At 58.7% G+C, this 22,867-nt stretch carries 23 protein-coding genes and 2 tRNA genes; 18 read left to right on the top strand and 7 right to left on the bottom strand.

The window, feature by feature from the left end; all coding sequences use genetic code 11:
- Positions 1–239: 239 nt before the first annotated feature.
- A complete protein-coding gene (locus E1958_RS03870) occupies positions 240–521 on the bottom strand; it encodes a cupin domain-containing protein (RefSeq protein WP_133510697.1) in 282 nt (93 codons plus the stop codon).
- A gap of 295 nt (positions 522–816) precedes the next feature.
- Here E1958_RS03870 and E1958_RS03865 point away from each other — a divergent pair, with 295 nt between their 5' ends.
- The 14 genes from E1958_RS03865 (at position 817) to E1958_RS03800 (ending at position 13,065) form a co-directional block, all read left to right on the top strand.
- Positions 817–2,316, top strand: coding sequence for an N-acyl-D-amino-acid deacylase family protein (locus E1958_RS03865; protein ID WP_133510696.1), 1,500 nt, complete (start codon positions 817–819; stop codon positions 2,314–2,316).
- A 401-nt stretch (positions 2,317–2,717) separates the two neighbouring features.
- A complete protein-coding gene (locus E1958_RS03860) occupies positions 2,718–3,212 on the top strand; it encodes a CinA family protein (protein WP_133510695.1) in 495 nt (164 codons plus the stop codon).
- Positions 3,205–3,720: an RNA 2',3'-cyclic phosphodiesterase gene (gene thpR / locus E1958_RS03855; RefSeq protein ID WP_133510694.1), complete on the top strand. Its 516-nt coding sequence runs from the start codon at positions 3,205–3,207 to the stop codon at positions 3,718–3,720. Before E1958_RS03860 ends, thpR begins: the two co-directional genes overlap by 8 nt.
- Positions 3,721–3,863: 143 nt before the next feature.
- Entirely contained in the window at positions 3,864–4,913 is a 1,050-nt protein-coding gene (gene recA, locus E1958_RS03850) for a recombinase RecA (RefSeq protein ID WP_133510693.1), read from the top strand.
- Positions 4,910–5,362, top strand: coding sequence for a regulatory protein RecX (locus tag E1958_RS03845; RefSeq protein ID WP_243725232.1), 453 nt, complete (start codon positions 4,910–4,912; stop codon positions 5,360–5,362). Before recA ends, E1958_RS03845 begins: the two co-directional genes overlap by 4 nt.
- 276 nt (positions 5,363–5,638) lie before the next feature.
- Positions 5,639–8,242, top strand: a complete 2,604-nt coding sequence (gene alaS / locus E1958_RS03840; protein WP_133510692.1) for an alanine--tRNA ligase — start codon at positions 5,639–5,641, stop codon at positions 8,240–8,242.
- Positions 8,243–8,587: 345 nt separating this feature from the next.
- Positions 8,588–8,908 (top strand): hypothetical protein, encoded by a 321-nt coding sequence (locus tag E1958_RS03835; RefSeq protein ID WP_166664585.1) that lies wholly within the window; start codon positions 8,588–8,590, stop codon positions 8,906–8,908.
- 15 nt (positions 8,909–8,923) lie between these two features.
- The gene (locus E1958_RS03830) at positions 8,924–9,181 is read left to right on the top strand and encodes a DUF4160 domain-containing protein (protein WP_133510690.1); all 258 of its coding nucleotides are present in this window, start codon (positions 8,924–8,926) and stop codon (positions 9,179–9,181) included.
- A gap of 4 nt (positions 9,182–9,185) precedes the next feature.
- Positions 9,186–9,416, top strand: coding sequence for a DUF2442 domain-containing protein (locus E1958_RS03825; RefSeq protein WP_089725859.1), 231 nt, complete (start codon positions 9,186–9,188; stop codon positions 9,414–9,416).
- Between the two features lie 82 nt (positions 9,417–9,498).
- The gene (locus E1958_RS03820; protein WP_133510689.1) at positions 9,499–10,098 is read left to right on the top strand and encodes a hypothetical protein; all 600 of its coding nucleotides are present in this window, start codon (positions 9,499–9,501) and stop codon (positions 10,096–10,098) included.
- 4 nt (positions 10,099–10,102) lie between these two features.
- Complete coding sequence (locus E1958_RS03815; protein ID WP_133510688.1) at positions 10,103–10,612, top strand: HEPN domain-containing protein; 510 nt, start codon at positions 10,103–10,105, stop codon at positions 10,610–10,612.
- A 483-nt stretch (positions 10,613–11,095) separates the two neighbouring features.
- Positions 11,096–12,331, top strand: coding sequence for an aspartate kinase (locus E1958_RS03810; protein WP_133510687.1), 1,236 nt, complete (start codon positions 11,096–11,098; stop codon positions 12,329–12,331).
- Between the two features lie 249 nt (positions 12,332–12,580).
- On the top strand, positions 12,581–12,805 hold the full coding sequence (csrA, locus tag E1958_RS03805) for a carbon storage regulator CsrA (protein WP_133510686.1): 225 nt from the start codon (positions 12,581–12,583) through the stop codon (positions 12,803–12,805).
- 169 nt (positions 12,806–12,974) lie between these two features.
- A tRNA-Ser gene (locus E1958_RS03800) sits at positions 12,975–13,065 on the top strand.
- A gap of 220 nt (positions 13,066–13,285) precedes the next feature.
- Here E1958_RS03800 and E1958_RS03795 read toward each other — a convergent pair.
- The gene (locus E1958_RS03795) at positions 13,286–13,879 is read right to left on the bottom strand and encodes a tyrosine-type recombinase/integrase (RefSeq protein WP_133510685.1); all 594 of its coding nucleotides are present in this window, start codon (positions 13,877–13,879) and stop codon (positions 13,286–13,288) included.
- Between the two features lie 3 nt (positions 13,880–13,882).
- Positions 13,883–14,113, bottom strand: a complete 231-nt coding sequence (locus tag E1958_RS03790; protein ID WP_133510684.1) for a hypothetical protein — start codon at positions 14,111–14,113, stop codon at positions 13,883–13,885.
- 361 nt (positions 14,114–14,474) lie between these two features.
- Between E1958_RS03790 and E1958_RS03785 the strand changes: the two genes are divergently transcribed.
- From E1958_RS03785 to E1958_RS21865, 4 genes are all read left to right on the top strand, one after another.
- The gene (locus E1958_RS03785) at positions 14,475–16,847 is read left to right on the top strand and encodes a site-specific DNA-methyltransferase (protein WP_165741676.1); all 2,373 of its coding nucleotides are present in this window, start codon (positions 14,475–14,477) and stop codon (positions 16,845–16,847) included.
- 234 nt (positions 16,848–17,081) lie between these two features.
- Positions 17,082–17,285: a DUF2283 domain-containing protein gene (locus E1958_RS03775; RefSeq protein ID WP_089728268.1), complete on the top strand. Its 204-nt coding sequence runs from the start codon at positions 17,082–17,084 to the stop codon at positions 17,283–17,285.
- A gap of 216 nt (positions 17,286–17,501) precedes the next feature.
- The gene (locus E1958_RS03770) at positions 17,502–19,721 is read left to right on the top strand and encodes a DEAD/DEAH box helicase (RefSeq protein ID WP_133510683.1); all 2,220 of its coding nucleotides are present in this window, start codon (positions 17,502–17,504) and stop codon (positions 19,719–19,721) included.
- A gap of 76 nt (positions 19,722–19,797) precedes the next feature.
- A complete protein-coding gene (locus tag E1958_RS21865) occupies positions 19,798–20,208 on the top strand; it encodes a type II toxin-antitoxin system PemK/MazF family toxin (protein WP_133510682.1) in 411 nt (136 codons plus the stop codon).
- Positions 20,209–20,280: 72 nt separating this feature from the next.
- Here the strand turns inward: E1958_RS21865 and E1958_RS03760 are convergent, their stop codons facing one another.
- From E1958_RS03760 to E1958_RS03745, 4 genes are all read right to left on the bottom strand, one after another.
- Positions 20,281–20,652 (bottom strand): VOC family protein, encoded by a 372-nt coding sequence (locus E1958_RS03760; protein WP_089728273.1) that lies wholly within the window; start codon positions 20,650–20,652, stop codon positions 20,281–20,283.
- A gap of 280 nt (positions 20,653–20,932) precedes the next feature.
- Positions 20,933–21,283, bottom strand: coding sequence for a CCDC90 family protein (locus E1958_RS03755; RefSeq protein WP_133510681.1), 351 nt, complete (start codon positions 21,281–21,283; stop codon positions 20,933–20,935).
- A 142-nt stretch (positions 21,284–21,425) separates the two neighbouring features.
- A tRNA-Pro gene (locus E1958_RS03750) sits at positions 21,426–21,502 on the bottom strand.
- A 6-nt stretch (positions 21,503–21,508) separates the two neighbouring features.
- Entirely contained in the window at positions 21,509–22,477 is a 969-nt protein-coding gene (locus tag E1958_RS03745) for a polyprenyl synthetase family protein (protein ID WP_133510680.1), read from the bottom strand.
- Positions 22,478–22,867 lie beyond the last annotated feature (390 nt).

The following is a 22,867-nucleotide window of genomic DNA, read 5'->3' as shown; positions in this document are numbered from 1 at the left end:
AACCGGAAAGAGAACCACGGATGAACACGGATCGACACGGATGGAGACCAATCCGTGTTGATCCATGTCGATCCGTGGTTCGAGATAGCGAGGATCAGATCGTTTGTTAATTGAGAACACCCCCGAGTGCTTGTTTCTCATTTTTCTGTAGGGAACGGCCTCCGTGCCGTTCCGTAGGCCGTTCGGAACGCCACAGAGGACGTTCCCTACGAACATGCAGAATACTTTGAAATGATGTACTAGTCGAGCCGGTAATGCTTCTCCACCGGCTCCAGGATCTCCCAGGTACAGGCAAGTCCTGCCGGGAAGCTGATGAGGTCCCCGCGTCCGAATTCCCTCGGCTCACCGCCCTCGGGCGTCACCACGAAGCGTCCGCGCAGGACATAGCAGGTCTCGGTCTGGTCATAATGCCAAGGGAAGCGGCTGATCTCTTTTTTCCACACCGGCCAGTGGTCCACCTGGAGGACCTCCAGCTTGGCAGGGGATGGCTTGTGTTCGCACCGGATCTCGAACTCCGTCATGGGTATCTCCCGGACTGTAGGACAACAATTGGGTCCCGAAACTGTGGGGATTCCTCGCGCTGTTTGTCAAGTCGGCATCGGCATGCGGCTGATTGGAGACCTCCGGCCTAAGCTGGGGTATTGCGACCATTTAAACAGTCGGTTGGATTTAGATATCAACAGGACCTAATCGCGATTCGATATTCTGTGAACGGACACCAATTGTTTTTTTGCAAGCCAGTCAACGACATCCTCGACGCTTGGTTTGGCCGGTTATACGATTAGGGCTCGGGTTCCAACGAGCATCCAGGTACTCATGAACGAATCCAATGATCCTTACGATATCCTAATCCGAGGCGGCACCCTGATCGACGGCACTGGCGCACCCCGCCGGACGGCTGATGTGGTGATCCGCGGCGAACGTATCGCAGCCATCGGTGATCTGGCCGGCCACCGCGCCGAGCATGAGATCGATGCGCATGGTCGCGTAGTGGCGCCTGGCTTTGTCGACGTGCACACTCATGATGACCGTTTGCTGCTCTCCAACCGCGAGATGACACCCAAGCTCAGCCAGGGCGTGACCACCGTGATTACGGGCAACTGCGGCGTTAGCCTGGCACCTCTGCAAATTCAACAGCCTCCACCGCCCCTGGATCTGCTCGGTGGGACCGAATGGTACCGCTTTGCCGATTTCGCCACTTATCTGGCGGAGGTGGAGCGCAAGCCCCCGGCGATCAATGCGGTACCTCTGGTGGGCCACTCGACGCTGCGGGTCGGCGCCCTGAACGATTTCACCCGGCCCGCCCGTGAGGCCGAGATCCGGCTGATGAAGGAGCGACTGCGCGCGGCCCTGGAAGCGGGTGCCGTAGGTTTTTCCACCGGGCTCTTCTACCCCCCAAACCGTCCTGCCCCGATCGCGGAGGTAGCGGCACTGGCCGAGGAGCTGCCGGCGTTCGGGGGCATCTACACCACCCACATGCGCGACGAAGGCGATCAGGTCTTAGCGTCTTTGGAGGAGACCTTCGAGACCGGGCGCCGGGCGCGGGTGCCGGTGGTGATTTCCCACCTCAAATGCGCCAGCCCCAAGGTGTGGGGCACCAGCGATCAGGTTCTGGACCGCATCGAGGCAGCGCGCCGGCAACAGGCCGTCGGTTTCGACGTCTATCCCTATGATGCCGCCTCCACCGTGCTGCTGCCGGAGCTGATCGAGGTCTCGAAACGGGTTCTGGTCACCTGGTCCAGGTCGCACCCGGAGGCAGCGGGACGCGAGCTGAGCGAAATCGCCGCGGAGTGGGGCTGCACGGTACTGGAAGCGGCCGAACGGCTAGGCCCCGGCGGGGCGGTCTATTTCATGATGGACGAGACCGATGTCCGCCGGATTCTGGCCCATTCCGAGAGCATGATCGGCTCCGACGGCATACCCCATGACACCCACCCCCATCCGCGGCTGTGGGGTGCTTTTCCGCGCGTACTGGGGCACTACTGCCGCGAGCTGGGGTTGTTCCCGCTGGAGCAGGCGGTGCGCAAGATGACCGGGCTGTCGGCGCAGACCTTCGCCCTGGAAGACCGCGGGGTACTGCGGGTGGGCGCCTTTGCCGATATCGTGCTGTTCGACCCGATGAGTGTACGTGACTGCGCCACCTTCCAGGAACCCACCACCCCGGCCACCGGCATCGACCAGGTGCTGGTCAACGGCGAGATAACCTGGCGGGATGGTGCCGGCACCGGGGCACGTGCGGGCAAGGTACTGAAGAACAAGATTGCGGCTGGGCGCACCTGTTGGGCACCTTGCGAAATTATCCGTCCGGCCGGATAACCGAGGGCAGAATCACGCATTTGCCTAACCTAATTGATACGGGTAGGAAATCCAATCGCACCACGGCTGGAATAAGCCAGAGCATCGCCATTTTTCACGCAAATCGAACGTAGCGGATTGATTTGCATTCATTTGCGGACAAATTTTCCGTGATGATCCTGCTCGCTCAATGTTCTCGGTAGTTGAGAGCATCTGTACTAGTACCCCATTTCGCCTTATTTTTCATTCTCTTAAGCCCCCAAACGTGCCCAGGCAAGGCACAGCGCGATTCGGAGAATAGCTAGAAAGGCTGACTTGATGATTCAGAAGCGTTTGTTAGGCTGAATGTCAACGCGACCGAATATTCGATTGCCCTGTTTACCCGGCTTGCCCGTAGGCAACACTTGAGAGAAACTCCCCCTATGACCGAACGACTCGACAAGCTCGCCGACGAGTTGGGGCAGCGGCTTGAGACCGCCGGGCTCATGCTCGTCACCGCTGAGTCCTGTACCGGGGGCTGGGTCTCCAAGGTGGTGACCGATATCCCCGGCAGCAGTGCCTGGTTCGACCGTGGCTTTGTGGCCTACGGCAATCCGGCCAAGCAGGAGCTGCTGGGCGTTTCTACCGCCGCCATCGCCGATCATGGCGCGGTAAGCGAGGAAGTGGCCCGAGAGATGGCCCAGGGGGCCCTGGGGCACAGCCGGGCCAGCGTGGCGGTGGCGATCACCGGCATTGCCGGACCTGCTGGCGGCACCGAGGATAAACCCGTGGGGACCGTCTGCTTCGCCTGGGTGCGCACAGGCCGAATGCCGCTGAGCCAACGGGTGCAGTTCGCGGGCAACCGCGAGGAGGTGCGCCACCAGTCGGTGCGCCTGGCGTTGGAGCGTCTGCTGGAGCTGCTCAAGGACGGTGACTGAGCGCCTGTTCTTTGCGCTGTGGCCCGGCGAACCGCAACGGAGGTTGCTGGCTGGAGTCCAGAGGGACCTGCCGGACCATGGGGGCCGCAAGACGCATCCGCAAGATCTCCACCTCACACTGGTCTTTCTCGGTGATCTGGATGCGCAAGGGCGCGCCTGCGCAGAGGAGATAGCCGGCCAGGTGCGGGGAGCTCCTTTCGTTTTGAACCTGGATCGCTGCGACTGTTTCCCTCGGACCGGGGTCCTCTGGTGCGGTCCGTCAGCGCGGCCGCAACCACTGCTGGATCTGGTGCATGCCCTCAACGACGGCTTGCGGAGTTGTGGATTGCGCCCCGAACGGCGGGCCTTCCAGCCACATGTGACCCTGGTCCGTAAATCGCGGCCCTTGCCGGCGCACGGAATTCAGCCTCCGATCGTCTGGCCGGTCTCGGTGTTTGCACTGGTGATTGCACGGCCAGGACAATGCCGCCGGTACCGGGTGGAACGGAGCTGGCCGTTGATTCCATGACGACCCACTCGTCCTTATGGAATAATGCGAGATCAAAGGCGATGCCTCTGACCGCGTAGTCACCTTGCCATTCCGTGTTAACTACGACAAAGCGCCGCAGGCGCATCCCATCCCTCGCCAGGGGGAGCGGACCCGGAGATCCGATGGACGACAATCGCAAGCGGGCGTTGACGGCCGCGTTGAGCCAGATCGAAAAACAGTTCGGCAAGGGCTCGGTCATGCGTATGGGCGACGTAGGGGCCGTGCGCAGCCTGGAGGCCATCTCTACCGGCTCCCTGGGGCTGGACGTGGCCCTGGGGATCGGCGGCGTGCCCAAGGGCCGGGTGGTCGAGGTGTACGGCCCGGAATCCTCCGGCAAGACCACCCTGGCCCTCCACATGGTCGCCGAGGCCCAGAAGCTGGGTGGGACCGCGGCCTTCGTGGACGCCGAACATGCCCTCGACCCGAGCTATGCGGAGCGCCTGGGGGTGGACATGGATGAGTTGCTGGTCTCGCAGCCGGACACCGGCGAACAGGCCCTGGAGATCACCGATATGTTGGTGCGCTCGGGAGCTGTGGACGTGGTGGTGGTGGACTCGGTCGCGGCCCTGACCCCGAAGGCGGAGATCGAGGGCGAGATGGGTGATTCCCACGTGGGTCTGCAGGCCCGGCTCATGTCCCAGGCCCTGCGCAAGCTCACGGCGAACATCAAGCGTTCCAATTGCGCGGTCGTCTTCATCAACCAGATCCGAATGAAGATCGGGGTCATGTTCGGCAATCCGGAGACCACCACCGGTGGCAATGCGCTCAAGTTCTACGCCTCGGTCCGGCTCGATATCCGGCGCACCGGCGCCATCAAGAAGGGTGAAGAGGTCATCGGTAACGAGACCAAGGTCAAGGTGGTCAAGAACAAGGTGGCGCCGCCCTTCAAGCAGGTCAACTTCGATATTCTCTATGGCGAGGGGATCTCTCGTGAGGGTGAGATTATCGATCTCGGCGTGCAGCAGGGCGTCATCGAAAAGTCCGGGGCCTGGTACAGTTACGACGGCAACCGGATCGGACAGGGCAAGGATAATGTGCGCGGCTTTCTGAAAGAGAACGCCGAGCTGACCCGCGGCATCGAAAACAAGATCCGCGCCCTGCTGTTGCCCCAAAGCGGCGATGCCGAAGCGACCGACCCCCAGCCGGCCGATCCGCAACCCCAGAAGGCGTGATCCTGGAACCGGACATCGGACGCGCTGCACTCAAGCTGCTGGCGTCACGCGAGCACAGCCGCGGGGAGCTCCGGCGCAAGCTGTGCGCATGCGGTTATGCCGAGACGGAGGTCGAACGGCTTATCGAGGACCTGGCCGACCGCGGCCTGGTGAGCGATCGGCGGATGGCCGAGACCTATGTCGATGAGCGGGTACGCAAAGGGTTCGGGCCCGTGCGGATCCGCCAAGAGCTGTGCCACCGGGGCCTTGCCGAGGAGCTGATCGAGTCATCCCTGGGGCGCTCGACGCAGGAATGGTTGGCTGCGCTGTCCAAGGCCCATGACAAGCGGTTCGGCCCCGGGCGTGCCTGTGATGCCAAGGCGCGTGCGCAGCGGGCCCGGTTTCTGGAGTATCGGGGGTTTCCCGCCCAGCTGATCGCCGACTTTCTGAACGGCAAAGACGAATTCTGATCCGGATGGAATAAGCCTCCCGCGAGTCCTCCGGCGTCTTCGAGTGTCCATGACAAATCTGCCTCATGAAGAGCCCGTAGGATGCGGTGAGCGCCTGCCTGTCCCGACCCAGGAACGCCTGCCGGTGCCGGTCTGCCTTACTCCCAAGGATGGAACAGGCACGGCAGACAGGGGGCAGGCAGCGAACCGCATCTTTGAAATGTGCTGGTTTTTAGATAGCCTCTAAGCCTCCCGCGTGCCCGCCAACGTCCCCGAGTGTCCAGATAAATCTGTCCCATGAAGAGTAGCGCAGAACTCCGCACCAGCTTTCTCCGTTACTTCGCCGAGCGCGGGCACCAGGTGGTACCCGGTAGTCCGTTGGTACCCGCCGCCGACCCCACGCTGCTGTTCACCAATGCGGGTATGGTGCAATTCAAAGAGGTATTTTTGGGCCGGGAGCAGCGGCCCTATCGGTGTGCCGTCAGCGCCCAACGCTGCGTGCGGGCCGGGGGCAAGCACAATGACCTGGAAAACGTGGGTTACACGGTCCGTCATCACACCTTTTTCGAGATGCTGGGCAATTTCAGCTTTGGAGACTATTTCAAGCCGGAGGCGATCCGGTATGCCTGGGATTACCTTACCCAGGTGCTGGCCTTGCCGGAGGAGCGGCTGTGGATCACGGTCTACGAGGAGGACCAGGAGGCGGAAGCTATCTGGCGTGATGACATCGATGTGAGTCCCGAGCGCGTCTCGCGCTGCGGCGAGCAGGACAATTTTTGGTCGATGGGGGAGACCGGCCCCTGCGGCCCTTGCTCCGAGATCTTCTACGACCATGGTCCGGAGGTGCCCGGTGGTCCTCCCGGTACCCCGGACCAAGACGGGGACCGCTTTGTGGAGGTCTGGAACCTGGTGTTCATGCAGTACGACCGGGACGCGGAGGGACGACTCACGCCCCTGCCGCATCCCTCAGTGGACACCGGCATGGGCCTCGAGCGCCTGGCGGCGATCATGCAGGGGACCCGTGACAATTATGAGATCGATCTGTTCCGTGCCCTGATCGAGGCCGCGGCGGAGCTGACCGGCCGTGCGGACCATCGCAACCAGTCGCTGCGGGTCATTGCCGATCACATCCGCTCTGCCGGCTTTCTGATCAGTGACGGCATCACCCCCGGCAATGAGGGGCGGGGCTATGTCCTGCGCCGGATCATCCGGCGCGCAATCCGCCACGGCTATCGGCTCGGCTGCCGTGAGCCTTTTTTCTACCGCCTGGTGGCGACACTGACAGGACAGATGGGTGCTGCCTACCCGGAGCTCGTGGCTGCCCAGGCCCAGGTGGAACGGGTGCTCAGGGTCGAAGAGGAGCGCTTCGCCGAGACCCTGGAGCAGGGTATGCGGATCCTGGAGCAAGCCATCGCCGGGATTCAGGGCGACCGCATCGACGGCGCGACTGTGTTCAAGCTCTATGATACCTACGGCTTTCCCACTGACCTTACGGCCGACGTGGCCCGTGAACGAGGCTTAAGCCTGGATATGGCGGGCTTTGAGCAGGCGATGGCGGAGCAGAAAGAGCGGGCCCGGGCAGCGAGTCGGTTCGGCACGACCCAGGACATGGCCCTGGACTTGGAGGGGGAGACCGACTTCACCGGCTACGAGCAGCTCGCCGACCAGGCAACGGTAATGGCGATCTACCGGGATGGCGAGTCGCGGGACAACCTCTCCGCGGGCCAGGAGGGCCTGGTCGTACTCGACGTTACCCCCTTCTATGCCGAGGCCGGCGGTCAAGTGGGTGATACCGGCGAGCTCGCGCGCGAAGGCGTGCGTGCCCGCATCCTGGATACCCGGAAACAAGGCACCAGCGTCATTGGTCACATCGCCCGCATGGCGGAAGGGGAGCTCCAAGTGGGCGATCGGGTGGAGGTCCGGGTGGATGCGCAGCGCCGGCGCCGGATCGCACTCAATCACTCCGCCACTCATCTGCTCCATGCCGCCTTGCGTGAGGTGTTGGGGGATCACGTGCAGCAGCAGGGCTCCCTGGTAGGCCCCGAGCGTCTGCGCTTCGATTTCTCTCATTTCGAGCCGCTCGGTCGCGATCAGATCCTCCGGATCGAGCGTCTGGTCAACCGGGAGATCCGTGCCAACCACCTGGTGGAGACCCGGATCATGTCCCTCGACGATGCCAAGGCCTCCGGTGCCACGGCCCTGTTCGACGAGAAGTACGCCGAGCAGGTGCGGGTGCTGCGCATGGGGGATTTCTCCACCGAGCTCTGCGGCGGCACCCATGTGCGCGCCCTCGGCGACATCGGTCTGTTCAAGATCGTTGCCGAAACTGGTATCGCCTCCGGGGTAAGACGCATCGAGGCGGTGAGCGGCGAAGGTGCGTTGGACTGGGTGGAGGCAGACGAGGAGCGCCTGTTGCACCTCGCGCGCCTGGTCAAGGGCACGCGCGAGGATCTGGACGGCAAGGTGGTCCAACTCCTGGAGCAGGCTAAGCGGCTGGAGAAGGAACTCGGCGAGGCCAAGGCCAAGCTGGCAAGCAGCGCGGGCCGGGACTTGGCCGCCCAAGCGGTGGACGTGGACGGCGTCAAGGTACTGGCGGCCAAGCTCGAGGGGGCGGATCCCAAAGGTCTGCGTGATACCCTGGACCGGCTCAAGGACCAGCTGGGCTCGGCGGTGGTGGTCCTGGCCGCCGAGAGTGACGGCAAGGTGAGCCTGGTCGCGGGGGTTACCAAGGACCTGACGGACCCTATGCACGCAGGCGACCTGGTCAAGCTAGTGGCCGCGAAGGTGGGTGGCCGGGGCGGTGGTCGAGCGGATATGGCCCAGGCCGGCGGCAATGACCCGGCGAGCCTGCCCGAGGCGCTGGGACTGGTCGCAGATTGGGTGCGGAAAAAAATTGCATAAGACACCCCTTAATTTGAGGTCAGAGGGGTTGCATGATTGCGCGATATATTCACCGTTGAGGGTAAAACTATGAATGATCTTATCTCGGCAATTGGTAATACTCTTCGCTTAGCTGGCGGAGCATTAGTTTTCATTCTAAACTCAGTCGCGAGTAATCGCAAAAGGTAAACGTATCCGGGATGTCCAACGACTCGTGGATCGGTATAGAGGTCAGCAATCAAAGTGGCTCAAGAAAAGCAGCCCGGTGTTCGAGTCGGAAGGATATTTATGTGAGTTTCACTGGTATGAGCATTACGGTATCGGCAGATTCGAAACCAAGATAAAGGTAGTCTCAGAGAAATGATTGTGAAATTAAAGTCTGCGAATCCTCGCTACTCTGACCTCTCGGAAGGGCAGCACTACTTTGTTCTAGGCATCGAGGCAAATGACTATAGAATACTGAACGATGTCGGAAAACCTTATCTTTATGCACCGGAACTCTTCGACGTGGTAGACCCGACAGAGCCGGGAGATTGGGTGACTGAATTCGGTGAGGATGGCGAGCGGTATTCGTATCCCACTCTTCTGAACGAGGCCGGTTTCTTTGAGGATTTTTTCGACCAAAAGTTTGAACAAACCTCGGTATTCTGGCATGTCGTCAATCAAAGACTTGCTCACGCTGCATAAGCGGAAAATAAACAGATGCCGGAAATCAGCCGCTTTTTAGGAATAATCATACGAATGTATATTCGTGAACATGCTCCCGCCCACTTTCATGCAGAGTATGGAGAATACGAGATAACAGTTGAGATCGAAACGGGTGTAGTAACGGGTAAATTCCCACGACGTGCGTTGAGTGCGGTTTTAGAGTGGTATGTTTTGCATAAGAACGAACTTATGGCAAATTGGGAAGCTGCGATGAACAGAAAGCCATTATCAAAAATCGAACCTTTGGAGTAGGGTTATGTTTCTTCATGTTACACAGGCAACCTATATCGATGACTATCGAATTCGCGTGTCTTTCAATGACGGGGCATCGGGTGAAATAGATCTATCTACCGAACTGGATGGTGAAATTTTCGAGCCATTGAAAGACAAATTTTTTTTCAAGTCATTCAAATTGGAAGGACATACCCTGGCATGGAGTAATGGAGCCGATTTTGCGCCGGAATTTTTACGGGAACATATTGCCTGATGGAGCCTGATCGTTCGGCCCCCACTTCGTCATTCCGGCGGGGATTGCCGGAATCCGACGACCTCCCTTTTCTATCCGCAGATTGAGCCCAACCGGTGAAGGCACCAGTGCATACCATATCTTTGAGAGGCTCAATACAGGGGGAACCCCGCTGAAACCACAGGAGATAAGAAACTGCGTATTCAGAGGAGAATTCAATAGGCTCCTGAAACAAGCAAACAGGGATACCAATTGGAGAAAGATACTCGGTAAATCCTACCTGGATAAGCACCAGAAAGATATCGAATTACTCTTGCGGGTATTCTCATTGGTCGGTGCCGCCGATGAGTATGAAAAGCCCATGAAGGAATTTCTGAATCGAGCAATGAAGGAACACAATTCCGGAGCCTCGGAAAAAGCAACCGGATTTTTCGAGACCTTCGGTAAGGTGACCGAATCGATTATTCAATCTCTTGGCCAGAAACCTTTCCATCTACGAGGACCTGTAAATGTTTCGGCCCTTGACTCTGTAATGAGTGTCCTTATCGAATATCATAAAGATGTCGATTATAGTGAATTGAAGGCGCGGTATTCAGATCTTGTGGATAACGATAATTTCAGGGAGTATACCAGGATAAATACCACGGATACCAAGGTAGTGAAAGATAGGATAAAAAAGGTCAAGGAATATATCCTGGGCTAGTGCCGTGATATACGGCTCGCATTTTCGATACGCGGATGATATAGTCAATCATCTGAATGACATTGTGCCTGAAATCACCAACCCCTTGTTGAAGGCGAAATATGTGGGATTCGTTTCCGTAGCGGCGGTGACGGTCTATGAGTTGGCGATAAAGGAAATACTCATAGAATTCGCGCGCCGAAAACACCAAGTATTCGGGCATTTTATGGAAGCCCACCTCGATAGGATCAATGGCAGGATACGGTTAAAAACAATCAAGGAAGAACACATTTCACGCTTTGGAGCCAAGTACGAAACGAGGTTTCAACAAAGACTGGATGAAAAAACCGAGAAATATCTTCGAGATAACCATCGTCACATACAAAACTCATACACCAATCTTATTCTATGGAGAAACAATTTCTCCCGTACAGGAAAAATAAACACGACCGCTACCTACGCAGAGGCGGTGCGGGCATATGAAGACGGCAAAGAAGTGATTCACTGCCTGGCCTCATGTATGATAGATGAATAGGTGATCGAATATTTTCATCTGCGGAGATCTGTGTAATCTGTGGATAAAAAAGCAGGCAGCCCGTAGGATGGGCAAAGCAAGCGTCCATCAAACTGGGCTCAAGGTTTCGGTCATTCTGCGGCGGTTTCCGCACCACGGCTGCTTGTATAGGATGCACAAAGCGAAGCGTGCCCATCGCGATCCATCTGTTGGGCACGGCGCGCTATGGGCCATCGGTCTGGTCGCCGGCTCTGCAGTGCGCGCCTTTGCCCAACCTACCCGACTCGTTTCCAGGCCAAACGCTTATTTTAGCAGTGAGTATTGTTCGGTGACCTTGCTTAAGACGCTGAGAACGCAGAGAAGCTGTACTTTAAGGTATTATTTTAACGACAGATCGCATGAATCGACGCGAAGTTCCGGTGGGCACGAACCATCTGATTCGCGTAGATTCGCGTGATTCGTAGTTTTCCCTTCCTGAAAAAGATAGGCCATCCGGGAAGTCCTATGTCCCTGATCGTCCAGAAATACGGCGGCACCTCCGTCGGTAGTATCGAACGGATCAAGGCCGTCGCGGCACGGGTCAGGACCTGGCGCGAGCGGGGCGATCGGGTGGTGGTGGTCGTTTCGGCCATGTTGGGCGAGACCGATCGTCTCGTCGCCCTGGCCAAGGCGATCCAGGCGCGGCCCAACCCGCGGGAGATGGACGTACTCCTGTCCACCGGCGAGCAGGTCACGATCGCCCTGCTTAGCATGGCGCTGGAGGACTTAGGCTGTCCCGCCAAGTCCTATACCGGGGGCCAGGTCCACATCCGCACCGACAGTGCCCATAACAAGGCCCGGATCCGCAAAATCGACGGCGCCCGGGTCAAGGCCGATTTGGATGCCGGGTGCGTGGTCGTGGTGGCCGGATTTCAGGGCGTGGACGAAGCGGGCGACATCACCACCCTGGGGCGTGGCGGTTCGGATACCTCGGCGGTGGCCATGGCCGCCGCTTTGGGTGCCGACGAGTGCCAGATCTATACGGATGTGGATGGTGTCTACACCACCGACCCGCGCATCGAGCCGCGGGCCCGCAAGCTCAACCGCATCACTTTCGAGGAGATGCTGGAGATGGCGAGTCTGGGCTCGAAGGTCCTGCAGATCCGGGCGGTGGAGTTTGCAGGCAAGTACCGGGTCCCCTTGCGGGTGCTCCCCAGCCCTAAGTTCGAAGATGAAGATGGGGAGGGCACATTGATCAGTTTCGAGGAGGAAGCAGTGGAAGGCGCCGTTATCTCCGGCATTGCATCCAACCGCGACGAGGCCAAACTCACCATCCTAGGCGTTCCGGATCAGCCGGGCGTAGCCCACAAGATCCTTGGCCCCATCGCGGAGGCCAATATCGAAGTCGACATGATCATCCAGAATGTCACTGCCGACGAGGCCACGACGGACTTTACCTTTACCGTTCACCGCAACGACTATGAGCGGGCCCTGGAAATATTGGACACCACGGCGCGGTCCCTGGCGGCGCGGGAGGTCGCGGGCGACGATCGGATCGTCAAGATCTCTCTGGTCGGCGTCGGCATGCGTTCCCACGCCGGGATCGCCAGCAAGATGTTTGCCGCCCTGGCGAAGGAGGGTATCAACATTCAAATGATTTCCACCTCGGAGATCAAGATATCCGTGGTCGTGGACGAAAAGTACTTAGAGCTCGGCGTGCGGGCCTTGCACCAGGCCTTCGAATTGCATCATGGGGACTGAGAAACTATCTGGTTAACCAAACAGCTTCTTAAGCCCCTGTCTGCCTGATTTCCCCAATGATGGTAAGGCAGTGGTAACAAAAAGACTTTGGTGTAGTCTGAGCTGTTGTTAGAATTAGGAAATGTGGAGTTTAACTCTGGATTCCATGCTTGGTTGGCCGTGACTGATCTCCGTTCGGTGGCACCGCAAAACGCTGGCCATGGCGGAGACGGGTCGCGATCTGGAAAAGGAGATGAGGGAGAAATAACAATGTTGATACTCACCCGACGAGTCGGCGAAACCCTGATGATCGGCGATGAGGTGACCGTTACCGTACTCGGTGTCAAAGGAAATCAGGTGCGCATCGGCGTCAACGCGCCCCGCGACATAGCGGTACACCGCGAAGAAATCTACGAGCGCATAAAGCGGGAGCAAGCAGAGCAGGCTACACAGCAAGATGAAGCCAAAGCCGTCCCTGATGCTGTTCCTGAGTAGTCAAACACTAGGGCAGGGATACGACCTCCGCCCCTGATCGGGCTTTGTGATGTTGCCTGTTCTCTTCCCCCTGTTGGCTTCTCTAAAAGAAGGCAAGGCTGTAACAGCGTGCCTGCAGCTCAGGGGGTAACCTGCGGTTGCGGATGCCGGTGGTACCGCATCTTGTTTTGGAGAGATGGCCGAGCGGCTGAAGGCGCTCCCCTGCTAAGGGAGTATGGGTTAATAGCCCATCGAGGGTTCGAATCCCTCTCTCTCCGCCAATCATAGAATAAAGACCCTTTCTTTCCAGTAAGTTACCTCTTCTGCAAGGGATTTCTCCGCAGGGCCATAAGGCACCGGCAGGTTTGTTGGCCGGGGCCGGGATCTTCTCGGCCGTCGGTAAGCTGGTCACTGGCGCCGGCACCCTGGTTATGAACTCCGCCCACGCCTGCATCATCCGGGCACGTTTGGCGAACAGGTCCCCGCGTCGGTAGGCCGCCTCTACCTGGTTTTCGATCCGGGTAGCAGCTGCTCCAGGTGTCCCCGCCAGCGGGCCGGGTTGGCCTGGTCCCGGTAGCCATGCGCCGCCGCATAGTCCAGCACGTCTTCCATGCGTCCCTGTAGCCGCCTGGCGGTCTCGGTCTTGGTGTTCCAGAGCGGGGTCAGGATTGCCAGCACGTCGTCCGTGCCGATGACGTCTACCGGCTTGGCGCCGATTACCGGGCAGGCATAGGTCTTGAGGGTACGGACCCATTGATGAGCATGTTCGGTATTCTTCCAGCCGCGCCGGTGCGCCCGGATGTACCGGGCGGCGCAGGTGGTGAAGGTGGGCCGGTTGCGGGCATTGCGGCGGGCCTCGATGGGATCGATACCGGCTTTGGCTTGCTTGCGATACTTGGCGGCCAGGTTGCGGGCCTCGGCCAGACTCACGTCCGAAAAGCCGCCTAAGCCCATCTCCCGGCGCTTGCCGTCGATGGTGTAACGCAAGCACCATTTCCGGGTGCCGGTCTTGGCAACGGCGAGCCACAGCCCGCCGCCGTCGTTGTACTTACCGGGTCCGACGTTCCGGACCTTACGGTCGGTAAGTTTGCCCATGACTCAGCCCAGGGTGCGCAGGGCGTCGGCAAATCGAGATACCGTATCCGACGCGCCGGTGGGGTGGATAACTCGAAGGTCCTTCTTAACCGGTTTCCCCTTCATTGCTCGGATTTCTTGCACGGCGGATAACCGCTCGATCTCGCCAAAGGCAGCAAGCCCGATCAGCAGGGCATCCCGGATGCGGGCGATAGTCTCACCGTTGAGAGTAAAGGTAGAATGGTCATTAGCCATGGCCGAACCTCCATACAGGTTGGGTTGTGGTCAGGGCCTCGGTACGGTTGCCGCCGTATCGGGGCCTGCCTATTCAGGTGACTCACCTTTTGGGCCACCTTGTAGGCACCCATTATAACGGGTTTCGGCGCATTGTCCAGGGCTGGATTGGGAGGGCAGTGGCTCAGTTTGAAAAATTTATGCTTGGCCGCTCACTTTCCGGCCCATTTAACGCCAGGACGCAAGGGCGCCAAGACGCAAAGAAAGAACAAAGAATCTTTGCGTCTTGGCGTCCTTGCGCCTTAGCGTTTCTTTCTCTGGGTTCTCTTTTTTGAATCGTTACTAAGCATGAACAACTACGGAACCAACAAGGAGCCGTGCCGTGGCGGCGATTGACGACCTGATTGTCCAGATCGAGGACCAGGCGTTGCGCGAGCGCCTGGCGGTGGAGCTGCGCCGCCTTACCAAGGAAAAGAAGTTCGGCCTGGTATTCGAGGACCACTTGCCGGAGCTGACCCCCATCTACGGCGCCAAGATACGCAGGCATAGCAAGGTGGCGCTGCGGGATGGGCCGCTGTTGGATCTGTGGCGGGTGCTGTCCATGCGCGACGGCGAGGCCCATTGCCGCAATATCGGCAGTGGCGAGACGCGCCGGATTCCGGTGGGTGATCTGGTGGTAGTGCGCCGGTTCGGCGAGCCCATCTTTCCCGCCCTGACGCCGGTGGACAAGGTACAGAACGGACCGGAGGATGCCCCTTGGCATACCCTGATCGAGGCCGACAACTACCACGCCCTGCAATTGCTGGAATATCTCTATGCCGGGCAGGTGGATTGCATCTATATCGATCCGCCCTATAACACCGGGGCGAGGGATTGGAAATACAACAATGATTATGTGGATGCCAATGACAACTGGAGGCATAGCAAATGGTTGGCAATGATGAGGCGGCGATTGAAGATCGCCGTTCGGTTGTTAAGGAAGGATGGAATCTTATGTATAACGATTGATGATTTTGAGCATCATCACATCAGAACTTTGATTTCCTCATCTCTAAATGAATTGTCATACCTCGGTACTGCTGTCGTTAGAACCAGCCCATCTGGACGGCCTTCCACTAGGGGATTTCGTGTAAACCATGAATACGCATTGTTTTTTGGTAAGGGTGAGAGTGCATCCATCGGTCGGGTCCCTATATCCGGAGGTCAACAGGTATTTTTCTGCGAGACTGATGATAAAGGGCCATTCGGTTGGCAAAACCTAAGAAAACGAGGTGGGGCAAATACGTTCAGAAAAGCTCGGCCCAAACAGTATTTCCCTCTTTATGTGACTGCTGATGGTTTTAGGGTTCCAGCCATGGATTGGAATAAAGAAACCCGGCAGTGGGATGTTCGGGACACTCCTAAAAAGGGGGAAGTTGAGATGTTTCCTATTGGCGATGATGGGCGAGAAAGAATCTGGAGCTTGTCTCCGGCAAAGATGATGGATGGATCGGAGGAATTTGAGATTCGAGAGAATTCAGATGGCAACTTTGTAATATGGAGAAAACTTCGCCCAAACCCGGAAGGTTCGCTGCCTTCTACATGGTGGGACTCAGATAATTACTCGATTGTGGCCCATGGGGCTTCGGAGCTTGAACAAATTCTTGGGAGAAGTGACCGCCCCTTTCCTTTTCCGAAATCGCCATTTTCTGTTGTAGACGCGCTTAGAGTATCTGGTGCAGCAAAGCCAGATGCCCTAATAATTGATTTTTTTGCTGGTTCCGGCACAACCCTTCACGCCGTAAATCTGCTTAATGAATTAGATAATGGTGTGAGGCGTTGCGTCCTTGTTACCAACAATGAAGTTTCCGAAGAAGAATCCAGAACACTTAGCGAGCAAGGTTTACATCCCGGAAACACGGCGTGGGAACAACACGGCATCTGCCAATCCGTCACCTGGCCCCGTTCCAAATACACGATTCTTGGCAAACGGGATGACGGCTCGGAACTGGACGGCGAATATCTGACCGGCAAGACTATCGAGAAGGAGAAGCCCCGCAAATTCCAGCAGATCGGTTTCACTTCCATCGAAGATTTGAATACCGCCGCCAAGAAGAAACAGTTGGTGGCCCTGATCGAGGGCATCCCGCAATCGGAGGTGAAGAAGGATTCCGCTTTCGTGGTCTCCGAGAAGCACCCGGCCTCTATCCTGTTCGACGAGTCGCAGGCCGATGCCTGGCTGGAGGCGCTGGAGGATCAGGAACACATCGAAGATTTCTACATGGTCACCGCCGGCAAGGCGACCTTCGACGGTTTGAGGGCGCGCATCCATGATCTGCTCGGGCCAGTCATCGTTACCGAGGAAGAAAAGCGCCCGATGCGGGAGGGCTTTGCCGCCAATCTGGAGTATTTCCGGCTCGATTTCCTGGACAAGGACCATGTGGCCCTGGGCCGCCAGTTCCGGGAGATTCTGCCCCTGCTCTGGCTGCGGGCCGGGGCCATTGGGCCACGCCCGGAGCTACCGGCAAACCAACCGCTTCCGGCTATGCTGATCCCGGAACGGAATCCCTTTGCCGTGCTGGTGGATGAAACCCGGTTCGCGGATTTTGCCGCCGAGTTGGACGGTCGGGACGATCTGACCCATGTCTTTCTGGTGACGGATTCGGAGGAGGCCTTCCAGGAGATGGCGGGGGAGTTGCGGGTGCCGAATCTGATCCAGCTCTACCGGGATTATCTGGAGAACTTTGTCATCAACAAGGGCGGGGATGGGACATGAAGTTCACCCGATATTTTCTCTACACCCGTCAACGGCCCGACCGGGCAGGAATCGAGCTGGCGTGGATCGAGGCGGTAGATCGCCGGCCATTGGCTACCTAGGTTCAAAAGGATGGCCGGATTCGCAAGTGGGGTTATATTGCGGAGGTGGAAAAATATCTGCGCATCGTCCTGCTCGAAGATGGCGAGACCGTCCATAACGCCTTTTTCGACCGGGACTTTCAGGAGCCATGAAATGAAGATCAAGTATTTCGAAGACACGGATACGGCGCACATGGAGTTGTCCGACCACCCCGTATCCGAGACCCGCGAGATCAGCGAGAATCTCTACATCGACCTGGATGCACAGGGCAATGTACTCGGTATGACGATCGAACATGCATCGGTTCAGGCGGATATGCGGGAGCTGGCATTTCAGCGGATCACCGCCGCAGGGTGAATCCGGATCTCCACCGAACGGCAAGCCGCCTGAGGCCTCGTAGGATGCGGTGAGCGCGGTAGGTCTTACAGGATGGCATCATAAAGCAAAACTGTTGACGGTGTTCCCCGAGATGGGTTACCGCTATCGGGAAACCCCGGGGGGAGACCGGAACTGAATGAGCAGACCCGGCTGAAGATCGAGGGCAAATCCGACCGCATCCGGGTACGCCAGTTGGTGACGATCGATGCCGACTTCGACGCCGAACGGCTGGCGGGCGGCCACATCTATTTCATGAACACCCAGAAGCTCGGTACCGATAAGTTGCTGACGCAGAAGGGGGGTGACAAGCGGACCCATTCCATCTGGGAGACCCTGACCAAGACCGCCCAGGCCGTGCCGGACCGTTTCTATGTAGTGATCGATGAGGCCCACCGGGGGATGCGCGGTGGCAAGGCGGCGGAGAAGGCGCGGACGATTCTGCAACGGTTCCTGCTGGGCAGCCCGGAGGATGGCCTGTGCCGGATGCCGCAGGTGATCGGGGTCTCCGCCACGCCGAGTCGGTTCGAGGAACTGCTGTTGTCGGGCACTACGCACACGGTGCACAAGGTCTATATCGAGGCCGAGGCCGTGCGGGAATCGGGGCTGCTCAAGGACCGCATCCTGATTCATTACCCGGATGCGGCCAGTCGGGCGGAGATGACGCTATTGGCCGAGGCGGCGCACCGCTGGCAGACCATCGAAAAGGGTTGGTCGGCCTATTGCCGAAATCAGGATGAAGAGATCGTGTGGCCGATCCTGGTGATTCAGGTGGAGGACGGCAGCGACAAGACGCTGACCAGGACCAACCTCAGCACCAGCCTGGCGACACTGGAGAGCGCCATCGGCCGCCGGCTGCGGGAAGGCGAGGTGGCGCACACCTTCAATGACAGCGGCGATCTGGACGTGGATGGCCGCCGGGTGCGGCGCATCGAGGCCTCCCGTATCGAGGAAGAGCGCAACATCGGGGTGGTGCTGTTCAAGATGAGCCTTTCCACGGGTTGGGACTGCCCCCGCGCCGAGGTGATGATGTCGTTCCGGCGGGCGCGGGATCATACCTACATCGCCCAGCTGCTCGGGCGCATGGTGCGGACGCCGCTGGCGCGGCGGGTGGAGGCCGATGCTGCGCTGAACGACGTGCATCTGTTCCTGCCCCATTACGACCGGGCCACGGTGGAATCGGTCATTGAGGATTTGAGGAACGTCGAAGACGTGCCGCCGTCCGAAACGGGCACCAGCCGGGAGTTGGTGACCCTGTATCGCCGCGAGGGCCTGGAGGAGGTATTTAAGGCGCTGGGCGAACTGGTGACCTACCGGGTGAATGCCGTGCGCAGGCAAAGTGCCTTGCGCCGCTTGATGGGATTGGGGCGCGGGTTGACCCATGACCGCATCGACGAAGACGCGCAAGGGACGGTGAAGACGCGGATTGTCGAGCAGATGACCGCGGAGGTGCAGCGGTTGCGGGATGCCGGGACGCTGGAGGAACGGGCCAAGCAGATTACCGGCATTGACCTGAAAACCATTGCCGTGGGGCATGGAACCGGCGTCGCGGAGGATGAAGGGGAGTACAGCATCGAGGCGGCTTCCGCCGACATCGACCGCCACTTTGAGCAAGCGGGGCGGCGACTGGGCAACGGGCTGCACATGGATTACTGGCGTTATCGGTCCGAAACAGGGGGGGATCGGGACGCCGATGCGGTGAAGGTGGAGGCGGTTGTGCTGGCCCAGGACCACGCGGGGATGAAGCGCCTGGAGGCCTTTGCGGAGGGCCAATTCGATACGCTCTATGCCCAGCACAAGCGGGATATTGGCAAGCTGAAGGAGCAGCGGCGGCAGCATTTTCAGCGGTTGCGCCTGGCTACCAGCGTTCCGCAGACGATTCCGTGGGTCTTGCCGGAGACCATCGACTTCCGCCGTTCCCCGACGGCCCCCGAGTACGCCAAGCACCTGTTTCTTGAAGATGACGGCAAGTTTCGGGCGGACCTCGGGACCTGGGAGCAAGGGGTGTTGCGGGAGGAACTTGCCGACTCGTCGGTGATCGGTTGGCTGAGGAATCTGGACCGCAAGCCTTGGTCGCTGGAGATTCCTTACGAGGAGGCGGGAAACGTGAAACCCATGTTCCCCGATCTGCTGGTGGTGAGGCGGGATGCAAAGGGTTTTCTGTGCGATATTCTGGAGCCCCACGATCCGAGCTTGAAGGATAATGCCGCCAAGGCCGTGGGCCTGGCCAAGTTCGCGGAGCGGCACTGGACCTTGTTCGACCGGATACAACTGATCCGCAAGCAGCAGGGAGCCGATGGGGTGGAGCGGTATTTCCGGCTGGATGTCGGGAATGATGCCGTTCGGAAACAGGTCTTGGCGGTGACTACCAACAGCCGGCTCGACCAGGTTTTCGACGCTGAAGCAGTGGTCCGCTAAAGATGCCGCTGACATTTCATCCCCAGCCCGGCATGGTGCCGATGTGTGACTTCAATACCGGTTTCGAGGCCCCGAGATGATCAAACGGCGGCCGGTGGTGGTGATCTCACCACGGCCCCGGCGCTCGAACCAGCTTTGCACCAGCGTGCCGCTGAGCACCACCGCGCCGAACCCGCTAGAACCTTTCCACCTTCGGATGGACCTGCGCTCGTTACCTGGCAAGCTGAGTAAGAAGGAGGCCTGGGCGAAGTGCGATATGCCGGCTACCGTTTCTCTGGAGCGGCTGGACCGGGTGTTGGTTGGGAAAGAGCCTAGTACCTCATTTCGCTTGATATTGCAGGTAGAGTCGCTTGAGCTTAATGCGAGCTTCCTCACTCTCAATGCTACGAATTTGCAATATCACATGAAACCAGGTACTAGTACCCAATTTCTGCATATTTTGCGGGTAACCCGTAGGGTGGGCTGTGCCTACCACTACCGTGCCTAGCTGGTGGGCGCAGCCCACCCTACGGGTCTGAGGTAGAGTCCGCTGTGTGGGCCTTCTAAATGTCAACACGACCTAGTTCGGTGAATGCAGGCCGATGCGGTTCCCCTCGGTGTCGAGGATCATCGCGATGTAGCCGAACTCGCCGATCTGTTCTTTGGGCTGCAGCACTTTACCGCCCGCCCCTGCAACACGATCGAGTGGAACCTGTAGGTCATCGCCCGCATCGAGCCAAATGGTCACGCCGCTGTCGGCGCTTGGCTTAAAGCCCATAAAGGGATTCAAGGAGCCGGAGATGCCGGTCTCCATCTGGGGGAACACTGCGCAGGTCCCAGCCGGGGTGACAAGATCGGGCATTGTGATACCGAGCAGGGTGCTGTAGAAGGTCCTTGCACGTTCCAGGTCGGTAACAGGGATCGCGAACCAACTGATGGCGTGTTCGTTCATGGGTGAGCTCCTGTGGGATAAAGAGGCCGATTCTTCGTTACGGTTGCATCTTCGTTGGGGCAATGTGATCCTCGCTCCATGTAGATCCCGAATGGTTCCCACCGGCAATGCAGGAACTCGCATTCCTTGCTTGTGCTTGATTCGACTCAGAAACCTGGATGATCAAACGATTCCGGGATGTGTCAAGTTGCGTGTGAGGTCTTCATCAAAGTTGCTCAACGCGTCGTTTCTTGTTGTCGTCGTAGTGACCATGGAGCGGCGTACTTAAGAACGCGGTGACCTACAATAGCTTGACTAGGGCTGCAATGACCGCAACCTGGGCGAACATCATCGGGACGATCCACTTGATCAAATCCAGCTTGACGTTCGCGATTTCGGTCTTGAGCTCCGAGCGGAGCTGCTCGATTTCTGAGCGGAGTTGCTCGATCCCGGCCTTGAGGTCCGCACGGACCTGTCCGATCTCTTCGCGCAGGCAAAGCTCTGTTTCCCGCAGATGGGCCCGGGTAGTGAGGTCGGGGAGGTGGGGATAGCGTTCTTCCAGACGCTCAATGGCCTCCGCGATCAGCTTCGCACGGGTCTTGTCGTCCGGCGCTGTGGCGAGCGCTTCGTAGAGCTGAACAGCGGAGGTCATAACGACAATCTGCCATCCGGTACGGATTTAGACAACCTCATGGGCGCTGGATGTGGAATGCGGACGGTTTGACGAAATAAGCTCGTACAGGCTAGGACGCGCCGTTCGCGACATCGCGAGGGAACAGAAATCGAGTATGAATTGGTCGGGGTGAGAGGATTCGAACCTCCGGCCCCTACGTCCCGAACGTAGTGCTCTACCAGACTGAGCTACACCCCGATTTAGTTAGTAGGTGCGCGCAACGGCGAAATCCGCCAGCTTCTTCAACGCCGTGCGCTGGACCGATTCGGGAAGCATCGCGGCCGATTCCTTGGCCAACTGTGCGTGTCGGCGCGCAACCGAGATAGTGTAATCAATGGCCTCTGTCGATTCAATCGCCTCGGCAACCGCATCGATTTGATCCCGTCCGCCGTTCTCGACGGCTTGGCGCAGGAGCCTGCGTTCCTGGTCGGTGCCTACCTCCATCGCCCGGATGATCGGGAGTGTGGGCTTGCCTTCGGCCAGGTCATCGCCCAGGTTCTTGCCTAATCGGTCATCGTCGGCATGGTAGTCGAGGGCATCATCCACCAATTGAAAGGCGATTCCGAGCTGGAGCCCGTATTGGGCGGCGGCGGCTTCCATTGCTTCCGGGGCTTGGGCAAGCACCGCACCTAGGCGAGTACCAGCCTCGAACAGGGTCGCGGTCTTGCGCTCGATGACTTCCAGGTAACGCGCTTCGGTGGTGTCCGGATCATTGCAGTTGAGCAGCTGTAACACCTCACCCTCGGCGATGCGGTTGGTGGCGTGGGAGAGGACGTCCATCACCCGCATGTTGTCCAGGTCCACCATCATCTCGAAGGCGCGCGAATAGAGGAAATCACCAACCAGGACACTCCCCTGGTTGCCCCATACCGCGTTGATGGTCTCGCGGCTACGGCGCAGCTCCGAACCGTCGACGACATCATCGTGGAGGAGGGTGGCGGTGTGGATGAACTCCACTACGGCGGCAAGCCCGGTATGTTGGTTACCCTGATAGCCGCAGGCACGAGCCACTAGGAGCACGGTGAGCGGGCGCAGCCGTTTGCCGCCACTCTCAATGATGTAGTGACCGATTTGGTTGATAAGGGTCACATCGGACTTGAGTCGTCGCAAGATCAAACGGTCGACGATCTGCATGTCCTCTGCGACGGGAGCGCGAATCTCCGACAAGTCCATACTGATGGGGAAGCGACTAAATGAAGATGGCGGCCAATGATGCTAGGGGCGGGGCAAGAGGCTGTCAAGCCGGCAATCCTTCTGTGTGACCTCCGGAAGGCCCCTCTGGGGTCTCATGGATTACCCTCGCTTGCCCGGTTCGGCCTGATACGAACGCTTTAAATCCGGTAGTGGCTCAGTTCGCGAAAAAACGGAAATTGCGAAAAAACGCAAGGACGCAAGGACGCCAAGGCGCCAAGAAAGAACAAAGAAACTTGGCGTCTTGGCGCCATTGCGTCGTGGCGTTAAATGGGCCGGAAAGTGAGCGGCCAAGCATAAAATTTTCAGACTGAGCCACTGCCTTAAATCCGGATGGTTTGACTCGATCGGCAGCACAAGCTAACATCCCTT

This window comes from Candidatus Thiosymbion oneisti (assembly GCF_004359955.1).
GTDB classification, from domain to species: Bacteria; Pseudomonadota; Gammaproteobacteria; order Chromatiales; family Chromatiaceae; genus Thiosymbion; species Thiosymbion oneisti.
Note: the sequence above shows the minus strand (reverse complement) of the source record. Positions and strands in the feature narration are given on the sequence as shown.

Bases quoted from the DNA above. Each gene is read 5' to 3' on its own strand.
- E1958_RS03775 (WP_089728268.1), top strand. From the start codon at position 17,082: ATGAAGATCAAGTATTTCGAAGACACGGATACGGCGCACATGGAGTTG.
- csrA (WP_133510686.1), top strand. From the start codon at position 12,581: ATGTTGATACTCACCCGACGAGTCGGCGAAACCCTGATGATCGGCGAT.
- E1958_RS03760 (WP_089728273.1), bottom strand. From the start codon at position 20,652: ATGAACGAACACGCCATCAGTTGGTTCGCGATCCCTGTTACCGACCTG.
- E1958_RS03755 (WP_133510681.1), bottom strand. From the start codon at position 21,283: ATGACCTCCGCTGTTCAGCTCTACGAAGCGCTCGCCACAGCGCCGGAC.
- E1958_RS03790 (WP_133510684.1), bottom strand. From the start codon at position 14,113: ATGGCTAATGACCATTCTACCTTTACTCTCAACGGTGAGACTATCGCC.
- E1958_RS03860 (WP_133510695.1), top strand. From the start codon at position 2,718: ATGACCGAACGACTCGACAAGCTCGCCGACGAGTTGGGGCAGCGGCTT.
- E1958_RS03870 (WP_133510697.1), bottom strand. From the start codon at position 521: ATGACGGAGTTCGAGATCCGGTGCGAACACAAGCCATCCCCTGCCAAG.
- recA (WP_133510693.1), top strand. From the start codon at position 3,864: ATGGACGACAATCGCAAGCGGGCGTTGACGGCCGCGTTGAGCCAGATC.
- E1958_RS03810 (WP_133510687.1), top strand. From the start codon at position 11,096: ATGTCCCTGATCGTCCAGAAATACGGCGGCACCTCCGTCGGTAGTATC.
- E1958_RS03745 (WP_133510680.1), bottom strand. From the start codon at position 22,477: ATGGACTTGTCGGAGATTCGCGCTCCCGTCGCAGAGGACATGCAGATC.
- alaS (WP_133510692.1), top strand. From the start codon at position 5,639: ATGAAGAGTAGCGCAGAACTCCGCACCAGCTTTCTCCGTTACTTCGCC.
- E1958_RS03795 (WP_133510685.1), bottom strand. From the start codon at position 13,879: ATGGGCAAACTTACCGACCGTAAGGTCCGGAACGTCGGACCCGGTAAG.
- E1958_RS21865 (WP_133510682.1), top strand. From the start codon at position 19,798: ATGATCAAACGGCGGCCGGTGGTGGTGATCTCACCACGGCCCCGGCGC.
- E1958_RS03825 (WP_089725859.1), top strand. From the start codon at position 9,186: ATGTTTCTTCATGTTACACAGGCAACCTATATCGATGACTATCGAATT.
- E1958_RS03830 (WP_133510690.1), top strand. From the start codon at position 8,924: ATGCCGGAAATCAGCCGCTTTTTAGGAATAATCATACGAATGTATATT.
- E1958_RS03865 (WP_133510696.1), top strand. From the start codon at position 817: ATGAACGAATCCAATGATCCTTACGATATCCTAATCCGAGGCGGCACC.